The organism is Arthrobacter sp. ISL-48 (genome assembly GCF_018613805.1).
Classification (GTDB): Bacteria; Actinomycetota; Actinomycetes; order Actinomycetales; family Micrococcaceae; genus Arthrobacter.
This window is the reverse complement of record NZ_JAGGPL010000022.1, coordinates 50,539-75,808: the sequence shown is the minus strand read 5'-3', so window position 1 is coordinate 75,808 and position 25,270 is coordinate 50,539. Positions and strand designations below refer to the sequence as shown.

Genomic DNA, 25,270 nt, shown 5'->3' with positions numbered 1-25,270 from the left:
CAGTAACTTCGAGAGCACCTCTCCTGGAGATGCATACTCAGCATATAGTCAGCCAACTCAAAAACTGGGAAAGGCTTGTAGTTGACTGCTCCGGATGTGCGGCTAGAAGCCGAGCTGTGCCGCAACCTGAAGCAGGAGGAGTTCCGATCCCATGGGCCCCACCAGCTGGATGCCCATCGGCAGGCCCATTCCCGGCTGACCGCCCGTCCAGTGCACGGGAACGGTGATGGCAGGGAGGCCGCAGACGTTCACCATGGAGGACCAGGGCGCGAATTCACACTGCTTGCGGTAATCGCCGTCGGCGTCTCCGGCCCACTCCTGCGCAGGCCAGTGGCCGTCCCCATGGGCCGCCCCCGTAAACCAGCCGACAGGTCGGGGCGTTTGTGCAAGTGCGGGCATCAGCATCAGGTCCCACTGCCGGTACTGCGTGACGGTGTCGCGCTGGAACTGCCGCAGGAACGCGACGGATTCGTTGAGCTTGGCGGCGCTGCGCTGCTGCGCGCGACGCCTGAACGTCCGGGTCAGCGGTGCCAGCAGCGCCTCGCGTTGGGGAGTGATCCTGGCCGTTCCGACGGCGGCGGTCCATGCGGTGGTGAAAGCATCCGGGTAGCGGTTGTCGTAGCCGACGGACGCCTCCGCGACGGTGTGTCCTGCGTGTTCCAGCAGGTGTGTTCCGGTGCGCAACGCGTCCAGGGCTTCCTGCTCCGGGGTGAAGGGGAAGGTGGTGGACCAAGGGCTGTCCAGCGTCAGGCCGATCCGCAGCCGGCCCGGCACCTGCCGCAATTGTTCCAGGTAACTGGCGGCAGGCTGTGGCGCCAGTGCATCCATCATGAGGGCCGCGTCCTCGGCGGTCCGGGCGAGGGGGCCCGCCACGACCAGCCGCGCCGGATCTCCCGAGCTCTCCCCGGAGGGGACCAACCCGCGGCCTGGCTTCAATCCGACGAGTCCGCAGGCCGCAGCCGGGATCCGGACGGAACCGCCGCCGTCGGTCCCTGGCGCGAAAGGAAGCATTCCTGCAGCGACCGCGGCAGCGCTGCCCCCTGAAGAACCGCCGGAGCTTCTGCTGGGGGCATACGGATTTCGCGACGGCGGGGCGATACGGTTTTCGCTGTAAGCCGTCAGTCCGAACTCCGGAACCTGGGTTTTACCGAGGGATACAGCGCCCGCGGACTTCAGAAGCGCCACCAGTGCGCCGTCGGTAATGGCAGGTTTGTGGTCCACGGCGGCGCTGCCGTGGGTGGTCACCACGCCCGCAACGTCCGTGAGGTCCTTGAAGCCGAGTGGCATTCCGTGGAGGAGGGGGAGGGCTTCAACGTCCCGGCTGCTGAGCGGCTGCATCGCTAGCCGTCTCCCGGGCTCCCTTCGGAGCCGGGCGTACCGCGCGTCGGCAGCGCCGGCATCGGCAATTGCCTGCTCTGCAGTCACTGTAACGAAAGCGCCCAGCAGCTTGTTTTTGGAATCAATCCGTGCCAGGTAGTGGGCGGAGACCTCCCTGGCCGAGAGGTCTCCCGCCTGCAGTGCGGCGCACAACCGGACGGCAGAAAGTTCGTGGATTTCAGCCAAGGAAGCGCGGTTCCAGTCGCAGCTCTGAGGCGGAAGTCCCGCCGTCATCCGCGTCCTGTGCAGTGACAATGAAGGCGCCCTTGCCCGGCACTTCCGTCACGGCCTCCATCAGTTCGGTGCCGTGATAAACCAACCCCACGCCGTCGTCCGTGCAGTGTGTTTCCCCCAGTGTTCCGTTAGCGACGAGCCGATGCACCAAGGGGCGGCGTCGCTCCCCGGAATCGTAGTGGACGCCATTGGCGCAAGCGAGGAAGGCCAGGCCGTTGTTCACCGCGCGCAACTCCGGCCCGAATGAGTCTGTGGTGCCGCCCTGGAACCAGCAGATGGAACCCGCAGAGACTCCTGCCAGCACCACTCCGTGCTGCCACGCACGGTGCAGGATGTGGTCCAGTCCGTGTGCACGCCACACAGCGAGCAGGTTCACCACTGATCCGCCGTTCACCCACACCACGTCCTGCTCGAGGAGGTGGGCCTCCGGATCCGCATGGTTGGGCATCGAAAAAAGGTTGAGGTGGCTGAAGTCGAAGCCGGCCAGCAGGGCTGCCTGATCCAGTTCGGCGTTAAACCAGCGCTGGTCGCCCGATGCGGTGCCCAGATGGACTACCCGCGGCGCCCGGCCACTGACCCCGGAAAGCTCCACGGCGTGATGCACCAAGCCGCTGAACTCCAGCCGCGTTCGAAATCCGGGCTTGTAGCCCCCGGATGTGGCCAGGATGGTGGGTTGCTCGGCGGGCATGCGTCCTCCTAAGTTCATTCAGAAGCGTAACTTGTCCACGTTTCCAAAGCGGGGTGAGGCGCTGGCGCTAGGCTGGGAAGAGACCATGATTTTCCGAAAGAGGACTTCCGTGAGCGATTTCGATACCGTGCCAGTCAACGACGTCCCTGACGACGCCGTGATCCTTGACGTCCGCGAAGACTACGAGTGGGTGGCCGGGCATGCAGAGGGCGCCGTGCACATCCCACTGGACCAGCTCCCGGCCCGACTGGACGAACTTGACCCTGACGAGGACCTTTACGTCATCTGCCGGACGGGCGGCCGCTCGTTCCGCGCTGCCGGCTGGCTCACAGGCCAGGGCTACGCTGCCATCAATGTGGCCGGTGGAATGGACCAGTGGCTCGAGTCAGGGAAGCCGCTCGTCTCCGATAACGGACTCAAGCCCCTGGTGCTCTAAACCCCGCCGACCCATTCGTCCGTCCATCACCACAAAGGAACCATCATGCCGGCGTCCCCCGTTACGTACACCTTTCTTGGGCCTGAAGGGACCTTCACCGAGGCGGCGCTGATGCAGGTCCCCGACGCCGCCCAGGCCACCCGTATCCCGGCGTCCAATGTGAACGCCGCGCTGGACAAGGTCCGGGACGGTTCGGCGGACGCGGCCATGGTCCCCATTGAGAACTCAGTCGAGGGCGGGGTGACGGCCACCCTCGACGCCATCGCCACCGGCCAGGAACTCCGCATCATCCGCGAAGTCCTGGTGCCCATCAGCTTCGTGCTGGTCGCCCGGCCCGGCGTGGCGGTTTCCGATATCCGCCGAATCTCCACGCATGGGCACGCATGGGCGCAATGCCGGCTGTGGGTGGAGAACAACATTCCCGGTGCGGAATATGTGCCCGGATCCTCCACGGCAGCGTCGGCGGTAGGGCTGCTGGAGCAGGACGCGCACTACGACGCCGCGATTTGTGCACCCATCGTCGCCCAAGAGCAGCCGGGCCTGTCGGTCCTGGCGGAGAATATCGGCGACAATCCTGGCGCGGTGACCCGGTTTGTCCTGGTCAGCCGGCCAGGGGTCCTGCCGGAACGGACCGGGGCGGACAAGACCACGGTGGTGGTGCCGCTCCCGGAGGACCGTCCCGGCGCCCTGATGGAAATCCTGGACCAGTTCGCCACCCGCGGGGTGAACCTCAGCCGGATCGAGTCCCGGCCTACCGGACAGTACCTTGGCCACTACTTCTTCAGTATCGACGCCGACGGGCATGTGGGTGACGCGCGCGTGGCTGACGCTTTGGCCGGGTTGCACCGCATTAGCCCGGCAACCCGCTTCCTCGGTTCCTACGGGCGGGCGGATGCGCAGACGGCCTACATTGCGCCTCACACATCTGACGAAGCATTCAAGGCCGCGCATGAATGGGTGGGAGCCATCCTGCAGGGGGAACCTATAGCGGAAAGCGTTTCCGGAGCTTCGCCCACAGCGTAGGTAAATGCCATCCGGAGTACTACCGCACGCCTGGTACTGTGCGTATGCTTGCTTGATCCACATTGGGGGATGGCCCCTAACGAAGGGAGCGGGTCATGACTACCAGCAGCAGTGATAATGACGGCCAGGGGATGATCGTCAATCCCAAGCCGACTGCCGACAACCAGGACTGGGACGGCGACGAAGCGGACCGCGCTGACCGCCTGCGCTTCGAAGAAGAGCAGGCCATGATCCGCGAGCAGTCCGAGGCCCGGGCAGCCGCTAAAGCCGCAGCCGAAGCCGAAGCAGCCAAGAAGGCCACCGCCTGAATGGTCCTGCCGGTCCCCAGATGCGCTGGCCCCATACCTGACCCCATCCCCTGCCAGATCCACTGAACTGACCAGATCTACTGAACAGTCACATCGGCCGCTGAGCCCTGACCCGGATCAGGAGTGAGCGCGGTTCCACCCGGACACTCAGTCTGGTGGCCTCTCCGGAGGTGTCCCCGTCGAGCTGTGTCGGCATCGGCTCCGGACACTTGATGACAATCTTCCCCGAGTGGTACATGGTCATGATCGGCAAGTTCCCCTTGTGCTTGAAAATGACCTTGGCGTACATGGCCAGCCAGCCAATGGCGCTGCGGGGGCTCATCACCACCACGTCCAGCATCCCGTCGTCGATCATTGCCTGGGGAATGAAATCTATGCCTCCCGGGACGAGCCCGCAGTTGGCAAAAAGCACGCTGCGGATGTTCCGCACCTGCTCCGCGCCGCCATCCAGGGAAATGGACACTTTCTTGCGCCGGCCAGGCATGTGCCGCATTCCGGCCTCGGTGTAGGCCAGCCAACCCACGGCTTTCTTGAGGCCGTCATTCGTGTCCGCCAGCACCTCGGCGTCCATGCCTATTCCCGCGATCACCAGGAAGGCGTGTTCGGAGGAGTGGCCGGTGCGTGAGTTTTCGATGCCCATCCTGCCGGTGTCGATATATCGCTGCTGGCCGAACAGTGCGGTCTGGACGTTCGAGTGGAGGTCGTAGACGTCCAGGTCCACATTGCGGGCCAACAGGTTCCCCGTCCCCAGCGGGATGAGGCCCATGGCGACACCCGTATGCGCGAGGGACTCGGCAACCACACGCACTGTACCGTCACCGCCGCCCACCAGGACGACGTCGGGCTTGCAGTCCAGCGCCGAGCGGACCTGAGAGAATCCAGGGTCCTCCGCCGTCGTCTCGAAAAAGAGAGGGGCCTCCCAGCCCGCCGTGAGGCAGGCGCGTTGGATGGCTGCTTTGGCCTCGGCGGAGCGTGCCTTGATGGGGTTCAGGACCACTGCCACCCGCTGCAGGCCGAGGCCAGTGTCGTGGGCATCCCCACCGACTGCGCTCCTGACATGCAGCGCCTTGAGCTTGCGCACGCCCCACCAGCTGGAAACGGCGAAAGCCAGTGCCGAGGCACTCAGGAGGTAAAGCAGCCAGTCGCTCATGGTGCTTCAACAGTATCCCGGCGAGGGCCTCCTCGTTCCCGCCTCCTGCTGGCCGCCCCGCCCCCGCCGGATTGGATACTCTTATCTGGTGATCGACGTAAAAGACCTCAGCGAAAACCCGGACAAGTTCCGAGCCAGCCAACGCGCCCGCGGCGCGGACGAATCAGTGGTGGACGCGATCATCTCCGCAGACTCTGCCCGCCGCGCCGCCCTGATCCGGTACGAGAACCTCCGGGCCGAGCAGAATGTCTTCGGCAAGAAGGTGGCACAGGCTAAGGGCGACGAGAAGAAGGCCCTCCTGGCCGAGGTTAAGGAACTGGCCAACACGGTAAAGGCCGCATCGACGGAGGCTGATGCTGCCCAGGCCAAGCAGGACGAACTGCTGCGCGTCATTCCCAACCTCATTGAGGATGGTGTCCCCGCGGGCGGCGAGGACGACTACGTTGTGGTCAAGACCGTGGGTACGCCCCGCGAGTTCCCCGATTTTGAGCCGAGGGACCACCTGGAGATCGGCGAGCTGATCGGCGCCATCGACATGGAGCGCGGCGCGAAGGTGTCCGGCTCCCGCTTTTACTTCCTGCGCGGTGTGGGGGCAAGGCTGGAGATGGCACTGCTGCAGATGGCCATGGACCAGGCCATCGAGGCCGGCTTTATCCCCATGATCACCCCCACTTTGGTGCGCCCCGAAACCATGCAGGGCACAGGTTTTGACGTAAAACACGACGCCGAGATCTACCGCCTCGCCGAGGACGACCTTTACCTGGTGGGCACCTCGGAAGTGGCACTGGCGGGTTACCACGCCGATGAGATTCTGGACCTGTCCGCGGGCCCTATCCGTTTCGCCGGCCAGAGCTCCTGCTACCGCCGGGAGGCCGGTTCGCACGGCAAGGACACCCGCGGCATCATCCGCGTGCACCAGTTCAACAAGGTGGAAATGTTCATCTACACCACTGTTGAAGAGGCCGCCGCGGAGCACCAGCGCCTGCTGGCCTGGGAAGAGGAGATGCTGGCCAAGTGCGAGATCCCGTACCGGGTGATCGATACCGCAGCAGGCGATCTTGGGATGTCTGCAGCCCGTAAGTTCGACTGCGAGGCCTGGGTTCCCACCCAGGGTGCCTACCGCGAACTCACCTCCACATCCAACTGCACCACGTTCCAGGCCCGGCGCCTGAACATCCGTGAGCGTGTGGTCAATGAGGAGGGCGTGTCCAAGGGAACCCGTGCCGTGGCCACCCTGAACGGCACGCTCGCCACCACCCGCTGGATCGTGGCCATCCTGGAGCACCACCAGAACGCTGACGGTTCAGTCAACGTCCCCGCCAAGCTGCAGAAGTATCTGGGCGGCCTGGAAGTCCTCCCGGTGCTCTAATTTTGGCCCAGCCAGTCCAAGGCCCCGCCTAGGATTGGCGGCGAGGGCGCCGGTGCCTCCCAGCCGACCTTCTCGCGCGCCTGCCGATGGCCCTGAGTGCCCAGGAGCGAAGGTGAAGGTGACCTCCGCTCCTGCGGCTTGTCAGGGAGTCGGCCGGATCGCTGTGTCCGAGCTGTAGGAGGTGATGGCAGAGGCCGCACCGCTGTCCAAGACCTTTGAGTGGCTGGTTGACCCGTCGAGGACTACGTGCTGGGCAGGAACATTGGCGACTACATGGTTGAGGCCCACGATGTTACTGTCGCCGCCGGCGATGAGGATGATGGTGGGCCGGGCGTTCTGGGGAATGACCTTATTGGGAGCAACGTCGTAGGCGAAGATGTTGTTCGAGATGAAGTTGTTGTCTCCACTCACGTGCAGAACGCCGTACAGGTCGTCCAGGCCATTGTTCTTGCTCAGGAACGGCGGAAACCCTTCCGTTCCCCTCCTGAAATGGTTGGCCGTCACCAGGTTTTCTTTACAGCCACTGAGAAGGCGCATCATTCCGGGATAGAAGCCCTGGAGCCGGTTGGACGTCACCGAACACCTGTTGCACCCGGTGAACTCAATAAGGCTCCGGCCTCGCGGAAAGAAGTTATTTCCGGTGACCAAGAGCCCTTCATGGTTCTCCGCAAGGAGAGTGACACCGTCCGGGCCGGCGCCCATAAGGTTGTCGCTGACGATCGTCGCCTGGCCCGCCCCCGTAAGTTCGACGCAGTTTCCGCATTCGGCGATCATGTTGTCATGTACACGCAGCGCGTCGGCGCCTCGGACGATCAGTGCGTGCTCGAGGTAGACGAATCCCATCCCCGTGATGTGCAGTGAGTCGTTGTCCGAGGCCACTTCGATTCCGGTCCGGCCGTTGTGGTAACTGTTCTCGTCGGGTGTGAAATCCATTCCGTCAAGGCAGAAGTCGCGGAATACGATTCCGGACAGGCGGGGGCTGCCGGTTCGGCGCACGAGGAATGCCTGGGGTGTGGCCCCGGGAGTGAGGACCCGGATGTGGCTCCCCCCGGGTTGGAGTTCAAGCCACCCCGTGGTGTCCACGTTGCCGGCGATGCTGCGGGAGAAGAAGCCGTGGCCGAAGCCCGCGATTGTCAGATAGCTGATGTCGATGACTACCTGGGTGTGCAGGTCGTAGTCGCCCGGTGGAACGAAGATGACTGCGCCGGGTTTCGCATCCGGGCTGGTCTGGCGATGCTTGATATCGGCGATGATGTCGTTGATGATGGCGCCAATATCGGACTCGGCCGTGATTTCCGGGTGCCCCTTGATCTTCCAGGCGGTCACATCGTAGGCGTTGGGTGAAGCAAACACTGCCCCTTTGCCCCCGTCGTCGGCGTTCGCGTTTTGTGTGGCTCCAAGAGTCAGGGCCGCGGCCAGGGTGCCGGCGGCACCGGCTCCGATCAGGCGGCGGCGGCTCGGATTCGCCGTACTCAGATTCTTTTCACTTAGTCGTTCCACTGGTTCTCCTCCATGCGGTCAAAGATTGCTTCCTTGGATCTTTTCGCCCAATGCCAAAGTCAGACGCCAAAACGATTTATCATTAGGTTGGGAAGAAGCCTATGAGTGCGCTCGCCGCCCTGTCAACGCCAAAATGCCGTCGCCCTGTTTTGTCAAACGCACGGCCAAAGTGACGGTTGACACACGTCGCTCACAAGTTCTAGTATGTTGCCAAGTCGTTTTGGCAAAACGATTTGTCATTTACTTCCCATTGCCCTTCCATTCAACGAGAAACGGAGTCGACAGCGATGTCCTCTCGAAACAGAATCTCCAAGCTCGCCACCATCGGTGGCCTGTGCACCGCCGTCGCGCTGGTTGCAACGGGCTGTGGTGCGGGGGGCCCCACGTCCACCGACGGTGCCGGCTCCAGCTCCATCAACGTCCTGGTTGAGGCCGGCGGCCACGCAGAACTGCAGCCCATCGCCGACCAGTGCAAGAAGGACACCGGGGTCAACGTCAACTTCGTTGAGCTCCCTTACGACGGCCTCTTCAACCGTCTCTCCAGTGAATTCTCCTCCGGCACCGTCTCCTTCGATGTTGCCGCCCTCGACTCCGTCTGGCTGCCCAGCTTCAAGGACGCCCTGCAGCCCATCGACGAGCTCTTCACCGACGAGGCAAAGAAGGACATCTTCCCTGCGCTGGTCAAGGAAGCCAATGTTGACGGCCACTTCATCGGAATGCCGGCCTGGACCAACGCCGAGATCGTCCTTTACCGCAAGGACCTTTTTGAGGATGCCAAGAACAAGGCCGACTTCAAGGCCAAGTACGGCTACGAGCTCGCCGCACCCAAGACCTGGCAGCAGTACCAGGACATCTCGGCGTTCTTCACCAAGGACGGCATGTTCGGAACAGACGTCAAGGGCGGCGTCGAAACTGAATACCTCACCCACGTGCTGCAGGCCGGGTCTCCGATGGTCCTGGACAGCAACAACAACGTAGTCATTGACAATGCAGCCCACAAGCAGGCGCTGGACTTCTACACCAGTCTCGTCAAGGACGCTCCGGCCGGCGCGGCACAAGTGGACTGGGCCGCCGCGCAGAACCTGTTCAACCAGGGGAAGACAGCCATGACCCAGTTCTGGGCCCATGCATACCGGCAGATCCCCAAGGACTCCCCGGTGTACGGCAAGGTCGGAACGGCCCCGATGATCGGCGGGTCCGCTGGTGTGGCCGGTGTTCCCGGCCCTTGGTACCTTTCAGTACCCAAGGCCACCAAGAACGCGGACGCTGCCAAGAAGTTCGTCAGGTGCGCATTCGACCACAATGACCTGGCTATCCAGTCAGACCTTGGCCTGGCAGCACGAATCTCTGCGTTCCAGAAGTACCAGGACCAGCCCGGCTACGAAAGCTTCAAACCGCTGATCGAAACACTCAATGCTCCCGGGACGGCAACCCGCCCGGCAACGGCAAAGTGGCAGCAGATTGTCGACACCGTGCTCGTACCCATGCTCCAGAAGGCCGTCGCTGGCGGAGACAGCGCGAGTTTGCTCGCTGACGCCAAGACCAAGATCCAGGCCCTCATCAAGTAAGACTCCGCGGCCGGCACCAGCCCACCTGGCACTACCAGCAAAGGCAGTGCCGGCCGCGGCCCCAACCAACGGAAGAGAATCCCGTGCGCATCCCTGATCGCCGCTTCGCCCTCTACCTGATGACTCCGGCGGCACTGTTCCTCGCAGTCTTTGTTGCCTACCCGCTGCTCCGTCTAGTCACGGACAGCTTCTTCAAGATCTCCCCGATCGTCGGAGGTCCCCGGGACTTTGTGGGGCTGGACAACTACGTCCGCGCCTTCACCTCCGAGGCCTTCATCGGGGCCGGCTGGCGGACCCTCGGCTACACCCTGATGGTGGTGACCCTCGAGTTCGCCTTGGGCCTCGGCATGGCCCTGCTGTTCACCACGCTTGGAAAGGCTTCGGAAATCTGGCGGACCATGTTCCTGTACCCGCTGATGATCGCCCCGATCGTGGCCGGGCTGCTGTGGAAGTTCCTGATGATCGACAACTTCGGCCTGCTCGGCACGCTGCTGAATCAGGCGGGCATCCTTCAGGATCCCAACCAGATCGGCTGGCTGTCGAACCCGGACATCGTCCTGTTCTCCGTCGCCATCCCGGACATCTGGCTGACGACGTCGTTCATGTGCCTGGTGCTCTTTGCAGGCCTGCAGAACATCCCCGGAGACCTCATCGAGGCGGCCAGGCTCGACGGCGCCCGCGCAGGGTCGCTGTTGTTCCGCATCATCCTCCCGTTGCTGCGGCCGGTCATCGCCGTCGCACTGGTGGTCCGGGGAATCGACGCCGCGAGGGCCTTCGACACTATCCTGATCCAGACCAACGGCGGGCCGCAGTCCGCCTCCGAAACCATGAGCCTGCTCGTCTACCGGACCATGATCCGCTTCGGTGATCCCGGCCTTGCAAGCGCCATGGGGACCATCTACCTGCTGGCCATGCTGGCCATCGCCTTCGTTGCCGTGAGCACCATCTGGCGGCCAGGAAAGGACACCCGATGAGCACTGCAGAAGCCCACGACGACGGCGGCAGGACGGCCGCCGTCGTCCCCTCCCGGCCGCGCCACGCAGGCGAGGCGTACCGCACGGCGCCGGACGCAACGGAGAGCACCATGGCAAGCCAAACAGCCCAGGCCCAGCAGACCATCAAGGTGCCGTCGCCGGCAGGCGGACGCAAGCGCCGCGGCGTGAATCGTGAAGGACTTGAGGCTGGCAAGCGCAGCACGAGGACCATCTTGTGGATCCTGCTCGCGGCGTCGCTGATCCTCTACGGCTTCCCGTTCCTGTACTTGCTGCTCACGTCCTTCAAGACGCCCATCGACACGATCGCCGTCCCGCCCACCGTCCTGCCCAGGGAATGGACGCTGCTGAACTACGTCAACGCGCTGGGCCGCAGCGGAGTGCTGGCATCATTCATCAACAGCACCCAGACGGCCGTGATCAGCACCGCACTCTCGCTGATCCTGGCCGTGCCCGCAGCCTACGGCATCACACGCTACAAGACCCGAAGCGGCAGGGTGTTCATCATGGCCGCGCTGGTCACCCGCATGGTGCCGCCCGTGGCCATCGGCATCCCGCTGGCATCCATGATGGCCTCGGTCGGTCTGTCTGATACCCCGATCGCCCTGTCCATCGCCCACACCACCATCTCGCTGCCATTGTCCATCTGGCTCATGTCCAGCTTCTTCGAAGCCGTACCCCAGGACCTGGAAGAGGCAGCAACAGTCGATGGCTGCAGCAGACTCGGAGCCCTGTGGCGCGTCGTGATCCCTGTGGTCTCCGGAGGCATCGCAGTCACCGCGATCTTCGCGTTCCTGGCGTCCTGGAACGAATTCCTGTTTGCGCTGCTCATGACCGCCGTCCGGTCACAGACCACCCCAGTGGTGATCGCAAACTTCCAGACCCAGTTCGGGCTGGACTGGGGATCCATGACCGCCCTCGCGGCTGTCTACTCGATCCCCGTCATCATTCTCACGCTCCTGTTGCAGCGCAAGATCGTCGCAGGCATGACGCTCGGCGCCGTCAAGGGCTAGACACCTACAACGAAACGAACAACAACCCGCACGGGAAATTCGAAAGGTACGCAGGAAAACATGGAATTTCGGCAGCCACATAGCCCGCTCAACGGCTTGGCACAAGGGCGGCGGCTATTCCTCGATAGCCTACTGGTACCAGACCGGCAAGCACTCGCACCACGAAGAGCCGCGCGCGGTCCGGGAACGGCTTCCTCGCCGCTGGCCCGAACACGACCTCTGGGACGAGTAAACCCCGCCCCTCAAGAGCATCACCAACCATAAGGACGTGGGAGACACATGAGCAACAAGAACATTGGTATCAAGGACGTGGCCGCCGCCGCCGGCGTCTCCGTGACAACTGTCTCCCACGTCCTCAACGAGGTTTCCTACGCCCGAATCAGCCCCGAAACCAGGGACAAAGTCAGGACCGTTTCGGAGCAACTAGGCTATGGCCCCAACCGCCTTGCCCAGGCCCTTCGCACCCAGAGGACCGGCATGCTGGGTTTGGTCAGCGAAGATATCGCCACCACACCCCACGCGGGAAGGATCATCCTCGGCGCAGACGACGCAGCCCGGGCACGGGGCTACAACCTGATGATCATCAACACCTCAGGTGCTGCGAGTGAGGAATCCAGGGATGCCGACGTCGAGGCGCTTCTGGAGCGGCGTGTGGACGGCATCCTGTACGCGACCATGTATCACCGCCAGGTCACCCTCCCAGCCAACCTGAGCTCCGTCCCTGCCGTTCTCGTGGACTCTGAGAGCCTCAATGGCGCCGTCACCTCGGTCATTCCGGATGAAGAGGGCGGCGCCCGGGTTGCCACGCGCAGCCTCCTCGACTCCGGCCACACCCGCATCGGATTCCTGAACAACACCGACGACGTCCCGGCCACCAGGGATCGTCTGCGCGGCTTCCGTGCGGCAATGCACGACGCCGGGCTCGACGGCCGTGCCGCTCCTGTCGAGGCGGAGCTGTCCGAAGTGGAAGGTGGCTATGTTTCTGCCCTCCGGATGCTGCGCGGACCGGACCGTCCCACCGGGCTCTTCTGCTACAACGACCGCATGGCGATGGGCGCCTACCGGGCAGCCGCCGAACTGGGGATCCGGATCCCGGAAGACCTCTCCGTCGTGGGCTTCGACGATCAGGAGCTGATCGCCGCCAACCTCCACCCCGGACTGACCACCGTGGCCCTGCCCCATTACGAGATGGGGGCCTGGGCCGCCGAGCATCTGATCGATGCGATCGAGGGCAGGACCGACCTGGCCCTCCTTGCATCACGTCCTACCATCCTGAACTGCCCCCTGGTGTCCCGTGCGTCCGTTACGGCTCCCCAGGCTTAGGCAGCAGCCAGCCCTTCAAACACACACGAGGACCGCCAACCATGTCCAGTCGCCTTGATGATGCACGCCCCGAAGCCGGTGCAGCCGGAACCCCCGGATTGCGGCCAGCCATCCACTTCACGGCAAGGGATACCTGGCTGAACGACCCCAACGGCCTGGTCTACCACGACGGCCTGTACCACCTCTTCTATCAAAACAACCCCTTCGGCAACGTCTGGGGCAACATGTCCTGGGGGCACGCAACCTCTACGGACCTGCTGCACTGGACCGAACTTCCCGTCGCCATCCCGTGCGACGAAGTGGAGGATATCTTCTCCGGCAGCATCGTGGTGGACCACGGCAACACTTCCGGGTTCGGCACCGAAAACGATCCTGCCCTTGTTGCGATCTACACCAGCGCGTTCAAGCCGGGGTCAGAACACAGCGGGACACAGGCCCAGTCGCTTGCCTACAGCACCGACAGCGGCAAGTCCTGGCGCAAGTATGAGGGCAACCCCGTGCTCACCCGCGGCACCGCACATTTCCGGGACCCCAAGGTATTCCGCTACGAAGGGCCTGCTGGCGACTGGTGGGTGATGGCCGTCGTCGGGGCCCAAGACCGGCAGGTTCTCTTCTACCGCTCGTTCGACCTCAAATCCTGGGAGCTCCTCAGCGACTTCGGTCCCGCCAACGCCGACGCCCTCGAGTGGGAGTGCCCGGACCTGTTCCCCCTTGCCGTGGACGGCGACCCGGCAAACATCAAGTGGGTGCTGATCGTGAGCATCAACCCCGGGGCCATAGCGGGCGGATCCGGCAGCCAATATTTCGTCGGTGACTTCGACGGCACCACCTTCACGCCCGACCCGTCCTCCCTGGTGGACATGTCTGGCGGCACCGCGGGTGAAGGCTCGCTCGCACAGGCGCTGCGGAGCTGCCTGTGGCTGGATTGGGGACGCGACTGCTACGCCTCCGTGTCCTTTAGCAACGTCCCGGATGGCCGGCGCATCATCATTGGCTGGATGAACAACTGGGACTACGCCAACGAGCTGCCCACCGCCCCATGGCGGTCCTCGATGACCCTCGCCCGCGAAGTGCGACTCACAGCGGTCAACGGCTCCGCCCGTCTGGTCCAGCAACCGGTCCTGGCCGAGCTGGCAGCAGGAGAAGAGCTGCCGGCTGCCAAGGACCAAATGAACGCAGACACCTTTGAGCTGCGAAATGCAGCCCTCCGATTGCCGGACGCGGTACCCGGCAGCGCCCAAATCATCGAGGCGGAGATACTGCCCGGAAGCGCCGACCGTTTTGATTTCCGACTCTTCGGAAGCAGTGACGGGAGCAAGGGCACCATTCTCAGCTACAACACAACCAGCGCCCAACTCATCCTTGACCGCAGACAATCAGGAAACACCTGCTTCCACGGGAAATTCGCGTCGGTCGAGTCAGCGCCAGTTGACCTTGAAAACGGTGTGCTCAAATTGCTCATCGTCGTGGACCACTGCTCGGTCGAAGTATTTATCCAGGGCGGCAAGGTCGTCCTGACTGATCTCATCTTCCCCGAACCCGAAAACACGGAGAACTGGCTATCGGCTGAGGGAGGCCCAGCAACGATACTGAAGCTCGCGGTCTCAACACTCACCTAGCCGCAGGTTGAAGGCAACGGCGGAGAAATCACAACACAAAGGAAAGAACGCATGGCAAGCAACAACTACTACGACGTGACTACGTGGCCCGTCGGCAATCCGGCTGAGGACGTCGGTGAAGTAATCAACAGCATCATCGCTGACATCAAGGACCGGCAGACCGTCACGGATGCGAACAATGGAGGAAAGCCGGGCGCTGTGATTTACATTCCGCCTGGGGACTACCGCCTTCGTACGCAGGTGCTGATCGACGTCAGTTTCCTCACGATCCTTGGCTCGGGACACGGCTTTACGTCGTCGAGCATCCGCTTCAACGTTCCCGAAGACGAATGGCCCGACTTGCATGAGCTGTGGCCAGGGGGGAGTCGCATTCTCGTCGACATTCCCGTCGGAGGAGACGCGGAGGAATCCAAAGGAGCCGCCTTCTACGTTGAGCGAAGCGGGAGCCCGCGGATCAGCTCGGTCGAGTTCTCCAACTTCTGCATCGACGGGTTGCACTTCAATCCGGATGGCTCGGGGATGCATCCGCAGAACACCTATGTCAACGGCAAGACCGGTATCTATGTCGCAAACGCCAATGACTCATTCCGCGTTAACGGCATGGGGTTCGTTTACCTTGAGAACGCTCTCACCATCTACAACGCGGACGCCCTCTCCGTTCACGACAACTTCATCGCTGAATGTGGAAGCTGCATCGAGCTGCGCGGGTGGGGACAGGCATCAAAGATCACCGACAATTTGGTCGGAGCAGGCTTCAAGGGCCACTCGATCTATGCCCAGAACCATGGAGGGCTCCTGATAACCGCGAACAACGTTTTCCCCCGTGGTGCGAGCAGCGTCCATCTCGACGGCGTCACGCGTTCAAGCGTCACCAACAACCGTTTGCATTCGTTCTACCCTGGGATGGTGATTCTCGCAGCGAACAGCTCGGAAAACCTTGTGGCGACGAATCACTTCCTGCGTGACCATGAGCCCTGGACGCCCTTCCTGGGAGTCGACAACGGACTGAACGACCTCAACGGACTTCTCTGTGTCAGCGGCAACAACAACTCTGTCATCGGCAACCACTTCTCCCAGATCATCGACTCACAGAGCATCCGGCCGACAGGTGCGACGCCTGTCATCATCCGGCTGATGGCGGGGGCCGGCAATTTCGTCTCCAACAATCACGTGGTGGCGATGGACGTTCAGTCTACGTCAAGTGACTCCTGCTTCGCGGCTCAAGTGGACGCTCTGCTGACCACCGAGGCTTCGGAGGGCCTCGCCGTTACGGCCGTCATGGTCGATTCAGAATCAGCTCGGAATACGATCCTTGATTCCGGAAGTGACGCCCAAGTTATCGCAGATAGGGCTGTTAACGCCGTGAGGCCTACACCCACGATCGGTTTCTAGGCAATCGCGAACAAGCCTAGGAATCATGGACCGCAGGGTTAACACTCACACCGGGGATAACCTGTGAATATTAACCCGGCGTTCATCGGTGCTGTGGCCTGCGTCCTAGCCGGTTCTGCGGGGGATCTGCTCTACTAGATGAATGACTACCTTGACTGAAACCTCAGTCGCTGGCAACGATGACCGGCGAGAGAACGAAAAGACAAACACCAGCACGAAGCTCATGATCGCCCTTGACGTTGACGGCACGCTGGTGGACCATGACGGCCATATGTCCCCGGGCGTACGGGAAGCTGCCCAGGCCGTTGTCGCGGCCGGCCACGAGGTCATGATCGCGACGGGCCGCTCCAGAAACGCGACCCTGCCCATCATTGAGCAGATCGGCATCGAGCGCGGCTACGCCGTCTGCTGCAACGGCGGCGTGACGCTGCGGCTGGACCCGGAACTAGCCGACGGCTATGAAGTCATCCGCAGTGCAACTTTCGACCCCGCCCCTGCGCTTCGTGCCCTCCGCGAACAACTCCCGTCCGCAAAGTACGCGCTGGAGGACGAGGAGGGTAACTTCCTCTCCACTGAGCGCTTCCAGGACGCCAGCTTCGGGGTGGAGGCCATCGGCGTGGAGTTCCACACCATGCTGGAAGCCACTGCCGTGAGGGTAGTGGTGTTCAGCACGGAGAACACCCCGGATGAATTCCAGCAGGCCATTAAGAGCGTCGGCCTTGCCGGAGTCACCTACTCAGTGGGCTGGACCGCGTGGCTGGACATCGCCGCGGCCGGGGTGACCAAGGCCAGCGCGCTGGAGCACCTCCGGAGCAGGTTGGAGATTGCATCGCACCGGACGGTGGCTATCGGTGACGGCCGGAACGATATCGAGATGCTCTCCTGGGCAGGCCGGGGAGTCGCCATGGGTCAGGCGCCCGAGGAAGTCATCGCCGCCGCCGACGAGGTCACCCACTCCGTGTTCGACGACGGCGCGGCGCACGTTCTTCGCAGCCTGCTCTAGGCGGCTTCGCCGCTCAGCGCACCTCGAGGATCAAAGCCAGCAGCCGGGCCGCGGCAGGGCGGGCAGCGTGCTCTTCGTTCCACTGCGCCCGGGCCACCGCCTTGCTGACGGCCTGTGTCGTAATGCCAAGTTCGTGGGCCACCGCCTTTTGCTGGCCGCGGACGCCCGGAGTCAGAAGGTCCAGGACACGCCACTCGGCACCGGTTCTTCCCCGAACGATATGACCCATCAGCCGAAGTACGGCCTCGGCCTCGCTGGCCACGTCTGCCAGTGGGCCTTCCACAGCCACAGGCACCCGGTCCTTGCCGTTCCGGAGGCGGTCCACAGCCCGCCGGGCGTAGACCAGGCCATGCCCGGACGCATCCTTGATCTGGTTGGGCAGGGGCTCATTGACTGGGCCTACGCCGATCCCCACGTACCAGGAGCCGCAGCGCAGGGCAATCAGGGCAGACTCCACCGCCTGATGCGGGCAGTCCACGATGCCCTGCACCTCATCCTCCACCGACCTGTCGAAATCAAGGCGCGCCGGAATGTGCCGCAGGTCCTTCAACAGTTGAGGGACGCGGTCGCCGTCGCGCCGGCTATCCGTTTGGTTGATGGTCAACGTGAACATTGTGGTCAAAGACTACCGGGTGGCAGATAAGAGGCAAGGCGAGTCCAGCGGCCCGGTCCAGGCGGCTCAATCCAGCGACATCGCGGCGTGGAGGACGGTGGGCGCCTGCAGTTGGGAGCCGGTGCCAGCGCCTGGGACACCGGCCTGTTGGAGGCCGTTCTGGATCAACTCCCCGCCGACGGGTTGTCTCGGGCCCAGGTATCTGTTGCGATGGGGGAGGACGCTGCCAACCGGTGGCATGACGTATCGGGAGGAATGCCATGGCCAACGGCCCGGACGAGGACCCACACGGTGGCGTCACGACACGCGGAGCCGCAACGGGGCTTGCGGGAAGCGATGAACTGGAACAGGTGGACCGCTGGTGGCGGGCTGCAAACTACCTTTCCGTGGGTCAGATCTACCTGCGCTCCAACCCGCTCCTCCGCCGAGCGCTCAGGGCTGAGGACACCAAATCCCGCCTCCTGGGGCACTGGGGAACCACGCCCGGACTGAACTTCATTTATGCCCACCTCAACCGGCTGATTCGTAGGGATTCCCAGGAAATGCTGTTTGTCGCGGGCCCCGGTCACGGCGGTCCGGCAGTGGTGGCCAACGCCTGGCTGGAGGGGACCTATTCCGAGATCTACGGCCATGTGGGCAACGACGAGGCCGGGATGGCCGAGCTGTTCCGCCAGTTTTCGTACCCCGGCGGCATTCCCAGCCACGCCGCGCCGGAGACCCCGGGCTCCATCAGCGAGGGCGGTGAGTTGGGCTATTCGCTGGCCCATGCGTACGGTTCAGTGTTCGACAACCCCCAGCTGATCACGGCCGTCGTGATTGGAGACGGCGAAGCCGAGACCGGGCCGCTCGCGGCGAGCTGGCATTCGCAGAATTTCCTCGATCCGGCGGCGGACGGTGCCGTGCTGCCCATCCTGCACCTGAACGGTTACAAGATCGCCAACCCCACCGTGCTGGCACGCATGCCGGAGGAGCAACTGGACCAGCTCCTGCGCGGTTACGGCCACGAGCCATACTTCGTGACCGTCTCGGATCCGGACAACATTGCCCAGGCGCACCGCGATTTTGCGGCGGCGCTGGAAGATTGCCTGGCCGGTATCCGCACCATCCAAAATTCGCGCCGGGGCGTTGCGGACACTCCGGGCACGGAAACCGGGGAAACGGAAACCGGGGGCACGGAAACCGGGGGCACGAAAACGGGCACCGCGGCCGGCGCCGCACCGCGCTGGCCCATGATTGTGCTGCGCTCGCCCAAGGGCTGGACGGGACCGCGCACTGTGGACGGACTGCAGGTGGAGGGCACTTGGCGGAGCCACCAGGTCCCGCTGGCCGAGGTCCGCACCAACGCGGAGCACCTGAAGCAGCTGGGGGAGTGGCTCCAGTCGTACCATCCGGAGGAACTGTTCGACGGCGGTGGCCGGCTACGGCCGGACATCGCCGAGGCCGCGCCCACCGGGAACTTCCGGATGAGCGCAACTCCGCACGCCAACGGGGGCCTGCTGCGCCGGGCCCTCGATCTGCCTGCCTATGAAGACCACGCGGTGGAAGTGGCGGCACCTGGAACCGTGCGGGTCAGCCCGATGCTCACCCTGGGGTCATGGATGCGGGATGTCATTTCGCTGAACATGGAGACGTTCCGCCTCTTCGGGCCCGACGAAACAGCTTCCAACCGGCTCCAGAACGTCTACGAGGTCACCGACAAGGTGTGGCAGTACCGGATCGACGACGTGGACGAACACCTCGCCCGGTCTGGCAGGGTCCTTGAGGTACTCAGCGAGCACCTGTGCCAGGGCTGGCTGGAAGGTTATCTCCTGACCGGCCGGCACGGCGTGTTCAGCTGCTACGAGGCCTTCATCCACATCGTTGACTCGATGTTTAACCAGCACGCGAAGTGGCTCAAGGTTCACCGCAAGCTTCACTGGCGCCAGCCGGTGGCCTCCCTGAACTACCTGCTGTCCTCGCATGTCTGGCAGCAGGACCACAACGGGTTCTCCCATCAGGACCCCGGCTTCATCGACCACGCGGTGAACAAAAAGGCCGAGGTCATCCGGGTGTATCTGCCGCCGGACGCGAACACCCTGCTGTCCGTCATGGAGCACTGCCTGGCATCGACGGATTACGTGAACATCGTGGTCAGCGGCAAGCAGCCTTCGCCCACCTGGCTGGGTCCCGCAGACGCCGCGCACCACTGCCAGCGCGGGCTGGGGATCTGGGAGTTCGCGGGTTCGGAGGTGCCGGGTGAGGAGCCGGACGTGGTGCTCGCCTGCGCCGGCGATGTGCCCACCGTGGAGACTGTGGCCGCAGCGGAACTGCTCAAGAAGGGTGCTCCCGGGCTGAAAGTCCGTGTGGTCAATGTAGTGGATCTGATGCGGCTCCAGGACGCGGGCGAGCACCCGCACGGCATGACGTCACGCGACTTCGACGGCGTCTTCACGGCGGACAAGCCGATCATCTTCGCGTACCACGGCTATCCGTCGCTGATCCATCGACTGGCCTACCGCCGCTACAACCAGGAGGGCCTGCACGTGCGCGGCTATAAGGAGGAGGGGACCACCACCACGCCGTTCGACATGGCCATGCTCAACGGGATCGACCGCTTCCAGCTGGCCATTGACGCTATTGACCGTGTTCCGGGCATGGCGGAAAGGCACTCTCTGCTCCGCCAAAACCTTCAGGACCAGCAAATCCGGGCCCGCGAACACACCCGCACCCATGGCGAGGACCCGGAGGAAATCAGGAACTGGTCGCTCGGTACCTGAATAACCGCTCAGTCCCGTGAGACGCTGCACGGATTTTGGTCAACATCTGGCGGCTTTGCCACTTCGGAAGTCGCCGTGGCTGGACAAAACCCCGGTTTACGCGGAGCGGTACCGGAAGGCGCCGGGCATGCCGCCGCTGTGGCCCAAGCCGTCCCCCCGGGCAAAGGATGCCCAGAGCCCCCGCAACGCCCGTCCGACGTCGTCGATCTCTTCCCAGGTGGCGCCGTCGAGAAGCCCGGCAGCTGCCCAAGTCTTCTGGTTTCCAAATAGCAGCGGCAGGTCCACAGTATGGGCGGCGCCGTAGTAGTTCCCGGGCGCTCCCCACGAGAGCACGTACCTGTGTGCCCTGCCGCCGGCGCGGGCGTGGCGGCGTGCAAACTTCCGGGCTGCCCGTCCATACACTGCTTCCGTTACCACCCGGCTGATCATCCTGACGGCGGTCCTGCCGACAACAGGGACTTTGCCCAGTTGACTGACCAGGGGGCTGCGAGGCAGGAACAGGCGCGCCTCTTCGGACGTGTGTCCGATCAGCACCTCGATCCCCGGCGCGGCGCGGTTCCACGCAGCTTCGATGCCGGCTTCCTCCGGCAGCGGCGCGTGGCCGTACTGTGTCCCGAAAGGCATTGCTGCCAAGATCCCGAATTTGCGGGCCACCTGGGCCACGTCGTCCTCCCGCGCCACCACATCCATCGCCGGGGTCTCCGCGGTGACGGCCTCCGCCGCGATGCCCATGGCGTGGTTCATCCTGCCCCTCCCCCGGGCGATGCCCAGGGGTGCGCTCTGGATGATGGCGCGCTGGAAAAGCGACGGCGCCTCCGGGGTGGCCATCAGGTGGGCGATAGCGTCACCGCCCGCAGACTGGCCGAAGGCGGTAACCCGGCCCGGGTCGCCGCCGAATGCGGAAATGTTCCGTTGCACCCAGCGGAACGCCTCCAACTGGTCCAGCAGGCCCAGGTTCCCCGGACGGCCTGACCGTGTGGCCAGGAATCCGAACAGGCCCAGCCGGTACGTCACGGACACCACCACCACGCGGTTTTCGGCCACCAGCACGGCGGGGTCGAAGATGGCCAGGTCGCCGGAACCCGTGGTGTAGGAACCGCCGTGGATCCACACCATGACGGGCAGCCGTTCATCCGTGCCGAGGTCGGCCGGCATGGTGATGGACAGGTTCAGGCAGTCTTCACTGCCGGGGAGTTCGCCGTACCGGGTGCCCAGGATGTCGTCGAGAAACGGCACCGGTGCTTGCGGGCAGGCTGGCGCTGGGGATGTTGCCTCAAGGACCTCAGTCCAGGCAGCCGCTGGGAAAGGCGGCTGAAAACGCCCGGCAGTGGCATAGGGGATCCCGGTGGCGCGGATCACTTCCCCATCCCGCCAGCCGGCGACGGGCCCGCACGGCGGGGCAAAGGCCGGTTTCACCTGCATAAGTCCCACACTTCCTAGTCGTCCAGCATCAGAGCTGTTAAACGCCGACGGCGGCCGCCCGGTTCCGCGGAACCCGGCAGCCGCCGTCGTGCTCCCCTGGGGAGCAGGGGATGAGGCTAGTGGGCTACCGGAACGTAGCGCTTGATGGAGGCTTCGAGCTCGGCTTCGGCGGCGGCGCGGTCGCCCCAGCCCTCGGCCTTGACCCATTTGCCCGGCTCCAGGTCCTTGTACCGGGTGAAGAAGTGCTCGATTTCCTTGATCAGGAATTCGCTGACATCGCTGACTTCCTGGATGTGGTCAAAGCGGGCGTCAACCGGGACGCAGAGAACCTTGGCGTCTCCGCCGCCGTCGTCGGTCATGTTGAAGACGCCGATGGGGCGGGACTCGACGATGACGCCGGGATGCAGATCGAAGTCCTGCAGGAGCACCAGTGCATCCAGCGGGTCGCCGTCTTCGCCCAGGGTGTTCTCGAAGAACCCGTAGTGCGTGGGGTACTGCATGGAGGTGAAGAGGACGCGGTCCAGGCGGACGCGGCCGGTCTCGTGGTCAACTTCGTACTTGACGCGGGATCCCTTGGGAATCTCGATGGTCACGTCATGCTTCATGGAATGCTCCTCGGCAATTGCAGGGGGTTCGCGGCACAACTTAACGCTCGGCAAAAGGAGGGTCAGTGCCGCCGACTACTATTGAGGATATAGCGAGAGGCCCAAGTTTCAGGAACTGTGGGGAATTTTCGGGACTTGAGGATCAGCACCAGCATGAAGGAAACAAGCCGCCCGCGGGCTGTCGAGGGCGCGCCCCAGCGCCTCAACAAGGGCACGGTCAGCCGCCTGTTGAAGGCCTGGCCCGACCTTCTGCTGCTCGTGCTGATCGTCGTGCTTGCCATCCCCGCGGCCCTGGTCGTGGCGCCGGCCTTCGTCGGTCCTGAACAGCCAGCCGCCACCCCCCTGCCGCCGTCGTGGCAGCAGCCCCCTGCCACGCTCGCCCCGCGTCAGGGCCTGCCCCCGCTGCAGGACAAGGCGCAGGTCCCGTTGCCTTCCGCCGTAACGGCGCAGCTGGAGCCGCTGTTGAAGGCCGACGGCGGCGGCGGCTTTACGGGGCTCGTCCAGGATGCGCTCACCGGCCAGGTCCTCTTTGACCACGGTGGATCCGACAACAGGATCCCCGCCTCCAACATGAAGCTGCTGACCGCCGTTGCTGCTTTGCGGGCCATGGGGCCGGACCGCCGGTTCAGCACCAAGGTCCTCGCCGGTCCCGCGGCGGGGCAGGTAGTACTCACCGGGGGAGGCGACGTCCTCCTCGGCCCCGGCGAATCTGTGCCAACCCAAGTGATGGGCCACGCCGGACTGGCCACGCTCGCCGCATCAACCGTTGCGGCGCTGCAGAAGAGTGGTACCACCGGGCAAGTGACGGTCCTGGTGGACGATTCGCTCTTCAGCGGGCCGGCCCTGAACCCGGCGTGGGCGCAAGGTGACGTGGACGCCGGTGAGGTGGCACCGCTCTATCCGCTCGCACTGAACTCTGCCCGCTTTGACCCTGCCGTCACCACCGGTGCCCGGCCCCAGGACGGGGCGGCCGCCGCAGCAGAAGCGTTCGCCGTTCAGATCAAAGCGGCCGGTGCCGCTGCCGGTCTCACCGTGGCGGACGGCGTCGGGCGTTTCCAGGCTTCTTCCGCGCCGGATGCAGGTGCCGGCGCACCGGCCGTCCTGGCAGAAGTGCAATCCGCCACGGTAAGCCAGCAGGTGGACCTGATGCTGCAGACCTCGGACAACTACCTGGCCGAGGCCCTTGGGCGGATGTCCGCAGTGGCCGCCGGGCAGCCGGGCAGCAACGGTGCGGCCACGGAGGCAGTACGGAGGCAGCTCACGGAGCTGGGCATCCCCACGGACAACATGAGGCTTGCGGACGTGTGCGGGCTGGCGCTGGATAACCAGGTCTCTGCCCGCCAGTTCGCGGAAGTGGTGCGTGCCATCACCTCCGGCGCGGACACCAGGCTCCGCGCGGCTCTGGCCGGATTCCCGGTGGCCGGTCTCACCGGAACCCTTGGTACCCGTTACGGGGACGACGCCACGGCCCGCGGCGCCGGCCTGGTGCGGGCCAAGACCGGGACGCTGAACTCGGTCATCGCACTCAGCGGCTACGTGGTCGACGCGGATGGCCGCCTCCTAATCTTTTCCTTTATCGGCAATGGACTGACGCCTGGAGCCGCAGGCAACAAGGAAGCCCTGGACCGGGCGGCCACGGCGCTGGCGGCCTGCGGCTGCCGCTAAACACCGGTGCGGAACGGATCGGGCAGGATCGGAGAAGCAGTCACGGAGGCCGCAGCCTAAAGTCAAATGCACGACCCACCCGACTCACCGAAGGACCTGCCATGACTTCCATAGAATCCGTAACCCTCGAAGTACCCGACCCCGCGGCCGCCACTGCCTTCTATGCCGCCGCCTTCGGACTGGGCCCGCGGTTGCGCGTGCGAGCCTCGGATACCTCGACGACAGGCTTCCGTGGGTTCACGCTGTCGCTCATCGTGTCGCAGCCGTCCACCGTCAGCAGCCTCATCGACACCGCACTGGAGGCTGGCGCAACGCCACTGAAGCCGGTCAATAAGTCGATCTGGGGCTACGGCGGCGTCGTGCAAGCTCCGGATGGCGCCATCTGGAAGGTCGCGACGTCGGCGAAGAAGGACACTGGTCCGGCCACTCGGGCGGTCGAGAAGATCGTGCTCCTGATGGCAGCCACGGACGTGGCTGCGAGCAAACGGTTCTACGTTGACCAGGGCCTCACAGTAGGTAAGAGCTTCGGCAAGTACGTCGAGTTCGCCATGCCCTCGAGTCCGGTCAAGCTGGGGCTCTACGGGCGCCGCGCCCTCGCCAAGGACGCCGGCGTCGACCCCGACGGCTCCGGATCCCACCGGCTCGCGATCGGCAGTAATGCCGGGCCCTTCACCGACCCGGACGGGTTCACGTGGGAGGCCGCATAAGCCTGGGCAAAAGGGAATAGGATATGTTCAGCCGAGACTTTTTGGGGGACAGGCAGTGGAACCGATCACGGTTGAAGGCGGCAAAGGCACGGTAGCACTTGAGGCCGATCAGATTATCCACCTTGTGTGGAGGCAAAGCGTCAGGATCGAAGCGGTCGACGCCCACGCTGCAATGGCGGCAGTTAATGAGGCCGCCGATGGGTCGGAGTATCCGATGCTGGTTGACATGGCCACCACGGCATCTGTGAGCCGTCAGGCCCGCGCCGTTTTTTCCATCCCCTGCGCGGCCTCCCGGATCGCGTTGCTGGGATCCAGCCCCGTGGACCGGGTCCTCGCCAACTTCTTCCTCGGCGTGCACATCCCACCCTGCCCCACCCGCTTTTTCAATTCGAGGACCGACGCCATGAATTGGCTGATGGAGGAGCGCGCGCCGCAGTCCTGATTCCCGTCGCGAGGGGCCGGACCGTGGCACAGGCGTTCGCCGGTCAGCGAACTTAAGGCCGATCC

General features: G+C 64.2%; 22 protein-coding genes. 15 read left to right on the top strand and 7 right to left on the bottom strand.

Going from position 1 to position 25,270, the window contains the following annotated elements:
* Nucleotides 1-102: 102 nt before the first annotated feature.
* Nucleotides 103-1,563 (bottom strand): amidase, encoded by a 1,461-nt coding sequence (locus J7E83_RS18355; RefSeq protein WP_214965077.1) that lies wholly within the window; start codon nucleotides 1,561-1,563, stop codon nucleotides 103-105.
* Nucleotides 1,556-2,299 carry a peptidase E gene (locus tag J7E83_RS18350; RefSeq protein ID WP_214965076.1) on the bottom strand — a complete coding sequence of 248 codons (744 nt, stop codon included), beginning with the start codon at nucleotides 2,297-2,299 and terminating at the stop codon, nucleotides 1,556-1,558. Before J7E83_RS18350 ends, J7E83_RS18355 begins: the two co-directional genes overlap by 8 nt.
* A gap of 109 nt (nucleotides 2,300-2,408) precedes the next feature.
* Between J7E83_RS18350 and J7E83_RS18345 the strand changes: the two genes are divergently transcribed.
* The 3 genes from J7E83_RS18345 (at nucleotide 2,409) to J7E83_RS18335 (ending at nucleotide 4,066) form a co-directional block, all read left to right on the top strand.
* Complete coding sequence (locus J7E83_RS18345) at nucleotides 2,409-2,735, top strand: rhodanese-like domain-containing protein (RefSeq protein WP_214965074.1); 327 nt, start codon at nucleotides 2,409-2,411, stop codon at nucleotides 2,733-2,735.
* A gap of 45 nt (nucleotides 2,736-2,780) precedes the next feature.
* Entirely contained in the window at nucleotides 2,781-3,758 is a 978-nt protein-coding gene (gene pheA / locus J7E83_RS18340; protein ID WP_214965072.1) for a prephenate dehydratase, read from the top strand.
* Nucleotides 3,759-3,853: 95 nt separating this feature from the next.
* On the top strand, nucleotides 3,854-4,066 hold the full coding sequence (locus J7E83_RS18335; RefSeq protein WP_214965071.1) for a hypothetical protein: 213 nt from the start codon (nucleotides 3,854-3,856) through the stop codon (nucleotides 4,064-4,066).
* An 88-nt stretch (nucleotides 4,067-4,154) separates the two neighbouring features.
* Here the strand turns inward: J7E83_RS18335 and J7E83_RS18330 are convergent, their stop codons facing one another.
* Nucleotides 4,155-5,216 carry a diacylglycerol kinase family protein gene (locus J7E83_RS18330; RefSeq protein ID WP_214965069.1) on the bottom strand — a complete coding sequence of 354 codons (1,062 nt, stop codon included), beginning with the start codon at nucleotides 5,214-5,216 and terminating at the stop codon, nucleotides 4,155-4,157.
* 88 nt (nucleotides 5,217-5,304) lie between these two features.
* Here J7E83_RS18330 and serS point away from each other — a divergent pair, with 88 nt between their 5' ends.
* Nucleotides 5,305-6,585, top strand: coding sequence for a serine--tRNA ligase (serS, locus tag J7E83_RS18325; protein WP_214965068.1), 1,281 nt, complete (start codon nucleotides 5,305-5,307; stop codon nucleotides 6,583-6,585).
* A gap of 141 nt (nucleotides 6,586-6,726) precedes the next feature.
* Here the strand turns inward: serS and J7E83_RS18320 are convergent, their stop codons facing one another.
* Entirely contained in the window at nucleotides 6,727-8,085 is a 1,359-nt protein-coding gene (locus J7E83_RS18320; protein ID WP_311379770.1) for a NosD domain-containing protein, read from the bottom strand.
* 287 nt (nucleotides 8,086-8,372) lie between these two features.
* Between J7E83_RS18320 and J7E83_RS18315 the strand changes: the two genes are divergently transcribed.
* The 7 genes from J7E83_RS18315 (at nucleotide 8,373) to J7E83_RS18285 (ending at nucleotide 16,995) form a co-directional block, all read left to right on the top strand.
* Nucleotides 8,373-9,653, top strand: a complete 1,281-nt coding sequence (locus J7E83_RS18315; RefSeq protein ID WP_214965066.1) for an ABC transporter substrate-binding protein — start codon at nucleotides 8,373-8,375, stop codon at nucleotides 9,651-9,653.
* 83 nt (nucleotides 9,654-9,736) lie between these two features.
* On the top strand, nucleotides 9,737-10,627 hold the full coding sequence (locus tag J7E83_RS18310) for a carbohydrate ABC transporter permease (RefSeq protein WP_214965064.1): 891 nt from the start codon (nucleotides 9,737-9,739) through the stop codon (nucleotides 10,625-10,627).
* A gap of 110 nt (nucleotides 10,628-10,737) precedes the next feature.
* On the top strand, nucleotides 10,738-11,658 hold the full coding sequence (locus J7E83_RS18305; RefSeq protein ID WP_214965223.1) for a carbohydrate ABC transporter permease: 921 nt from the start codon (nucleotides 10,738-10,740) through the stop codon (nucleotides 11,656-11,658).
* A gap of 279 nt (nucleotides 11,659-11,937) precedes the next feature.
* Entirely contained in the window at nucleotides 11,938-12,981 is a 1,044-nt protein-coding gene (locus J7E83_RS18300; RefSeq protein ID WP_214965062.1) for a LacI family DNA-binding transcriptional regulator, read from the top strand.
* A 41-nt stretch (nucleotides 12,982-13,022) separates the two neighbouring features.
* Nucleotides 13,023-14,600: a glycoside hydrolase family 32 protein gene (locus J7E83_RS18295; protein WP_214965060.1), complete on the top strand. Its 1,578-nt coding sequence runs from the start codon at nucleotides 13,023-13,025 to the stop codon at nucleotides 14,598-14,600.
* A 51-nt stretch (nucleotides 14,601-14,651) separates the two neighbouring features.
* Nucleotides 14,652-15,992: a NosD domain-containing protein gene (locus tag J7E83_RS18290; protein ID WP_214965058.1), complete on the top strand. Its 1,341-nt coding sequence runs from the start codon at nucleotides 14,652-14,654 to the stop codon at nucleotides 15,990-15,992.
* 142 nt (nucleotides 15,993-16,134) lie between these two features.
* Nucleotides 16,135-16,995: an HAD family hydrolase gene (locus J7E83_RS18285; protein ID WP_214965056.1), complete on the top strand. Its 861-nt coding sequence runs from the start codon at nucleotides 16,135-16,137 to the stop codon at nucleotides 16,993-16,995.
* 13 nt (nucleotides 16,996-17,008) lie between these two features.
* On the opposite strand, the gene J7E83_RS18280 is transcribed toward J7E83_RS18285, so the two are convergent.
* Nucleotides 17,009-17,608: a hypothetical protein gene (locus J7E83_RS18280; RefSeq protein WP_214965054.1), complete on the bottom strand. Its 600-nt coding sequence runs from the start codon at nucleotides 17,606-17,608 to the stop codon at nucleotides 17,009-17,011.
* A 260-nt stretch (nucleotides 17,609-17,868) separates the two neighbouring features.
* On the opposite strand from J7E83_RS18280, the gene J7E83_RS18275 reads away from it, so the two are divergent.
* Nucleotides 17,869-20,364 (top strand): phosphoketolase, encoded by a 2,496-nt coding sequence (locus tag J7E83_RS18275; RefSeq protein WP_214965052.1) that lies wholly within the window; start codon nucleotides 17,869-17,871, stop codon nucleotides 20,362-20,364.
* Between the two features lie 96 nt (nucleotides 20,365-20,460).
* Here J7E83_RS18275 and J7E83_RS18270 read toward each other — a convergent pair whose 3' ends face one another.
* Both J7E83_RS18270 and J7E83_RS18265 read right to left on the bottom strand, forming a co-directional pair.
* The gene (locus tag J7E83_RS18270) at nucleotides 20,461-21,786 is read right to left on the bottom strand and encodes a carboxylesterase family protein (RefSeq protein WP_214965050.1); all 1,326 of its coding nucleotides are present in this window, start codon (nucleotides 21,784-21,786) and stop codon (nucleotides 20,461-20,463) included.
* A gap of 116 nt (nucleotides 21,787-21,902) precedes the next feature.
* Entirely contained in the window at nucleotides 21,903-22,391 is a 489-nt protein-coding gene (locus J7E83_RS18265; RefSeq protein WP_108600631.1) for an inorganic diphosphatase, read from the bottom strand.
* Nucleotides 22,392-22,544: 153 nt separating this feature from the next.
* Here J7E83_RS18265 and dacB point away from each other — a divergent pair, with 153 nt between their 5' ends.
* The 3 genes from dacB (at nucleotide 22,545) to J7E83_RS18250 (ending at nucleotide 25,205) form a co-directional block, all read left to right on the top strand.
* Nucleotides 22,545-24,056: a D-alanyl-D-alanine carboxypeptidase/D-alanyl-D-alanine-endopeptidase gene (gene dacB / locus J7E83_RS18260; protein WP_214965048.1), complete on the top strand. Its 1,512-nt coding sequence runs from the start codon at nucleotides 22,545-22,547 to the stop codon at nucleotides 24,054-24,056.
* Nucleotides 24,057-24,157: 101 nt separating this feature from the next.
* The gene (locus J7E83_RS18255; RefSeq protein WP_214965046.1) at nucleotides 24,158-24,763 is read left to right on the top strand and encodes a glyoxalase; all 606 of its coding nucleotides are present in this window, start codon (nucleotides 24,158-24,160) and stop codon (nucleotides 24,761-24,763) included.
* Nucleotides 24,764-24,818: 55 nt separating this feature from the next.
* Nucleotides 24,819-25,205: an STAS/SEC14 domain-containing protein gene (locus J7E83_RS18250; protein ID WP_214965044.1), complete on the top strand. Its 387-nt coding sequence runs from the start codon at nucleotides 24,819-24,821 to the stop codon at nucleotides 25,203-25,205.
* Nucleotides 25,206-25,270 lie beyond the last annotated feature (65 nt).

Coding starts and splice junctions, on each gene's coding strand:
- J7E83_RS18350 (WP_214965076.1), bottom strand. CDS start 2,299: ATGCCCGCCGAGCAACCCACCATCCTGGCCACATCCGGGGGCTACAAG.
- pheA (WP_214965072.1), top strand. CDS start 2,781: ATGCCGGCGTCCCCCGTTACGTACACCTTTCTTGGGCCTGAAGGGACC.
- J7E83_RS18335 (WP_214965071.1), top strand. CDS start 3,854: ATGACTACCAGCAGCAGTGATAATGACGGCCAGGGGATGATCGTCAAT.
- J7E83_RS18330 (WP_214965069.1), bottom strand. CDS start 5,216: ATGAGCGACTGGCTGCTTTACCTCCTGAGTGCCTCGGCACTGGCTTTC.
- J7E83_RS18315 (WP_214965066.1), top strand. CDS start 8,373: ATGTCCTCTCGAAACAGAATCTCCAAGCTCGCCACCATCGGTGGCCTG.
- J7E83_RS18305 (WP_214965223.1), top strand. CDS start 10,738: ATGGCAAGCCAAACAGCCCAGGCCCAGCAGACCATCAAGGTGCCGTCG.
- J7E83_RS18300 (WP_214965062.1), top strand. CDS start 11,938: ATGAGCAACAAGAACATTGGTATCAAGGACGTGGCCGCCGCCGCCGGC.
- J7E83_RS18295 (WP_214965060.1), top strand. CDS start 13,023: ATGTCCAGTCGCCTTGATGATGCACGCCCCGAAGCCGGTGCAGCCGGA.
- J7E83_RS18290 (WP_214965058.1), top strand. CDS start 14,652: ATGGCAAGCAACAACTACTACGACGTGACTACGTGGCCCGTCGGCAAT.
- J7E83_RS18285 (WP_214965056.1), top strand. CDS start 16,135: ATGACTACCTTGACTGAAACCTCAGTCGCTGGCAACGATGACCGGCGA.
- J7E83_RS18280 (WP_214965054.1), bottom strand. CDS start 17,608: ATGTTCACGTTGACCATCAACCAAACGGATAGCCGGCGCGACGGCGAC.
- J7E83_RS18275 (WP_214965052.1), top strand. CDS start 17,869: ATGGCCAACGGCCCGGACGAGGACCCACACGGTGGCGTCACGACACGC.
- J7E83_RS18270 (WP_214965050.1), bottom strand. CDS start 21,786: ATGCAGGTGAAACCGGCCTTTGCCCCGCCGTGCGGGCCCGTCGCCGGC.
- J7E83_RS18265 (WP_108600631.1), bottom strand. CDS start 22,391: ATGAAGCATGACGTGACCATCGAGATTCCCAAGGGATCCCGCGTCAAG.
- dacB (WP_214965048.1), top strand. CDS start 22,545: ATGAAGGAAACAAGCCGCCCGCGGGCTGTCGAGGGCGCGCCCCAGCGC.
- J7E83_RS18255 (WP_214965046.1), top strand. CDS start 24,158: ATGACTTCCATAGAATCCGTAACCCTCGAAGTACCCGACCCCGCGGCC.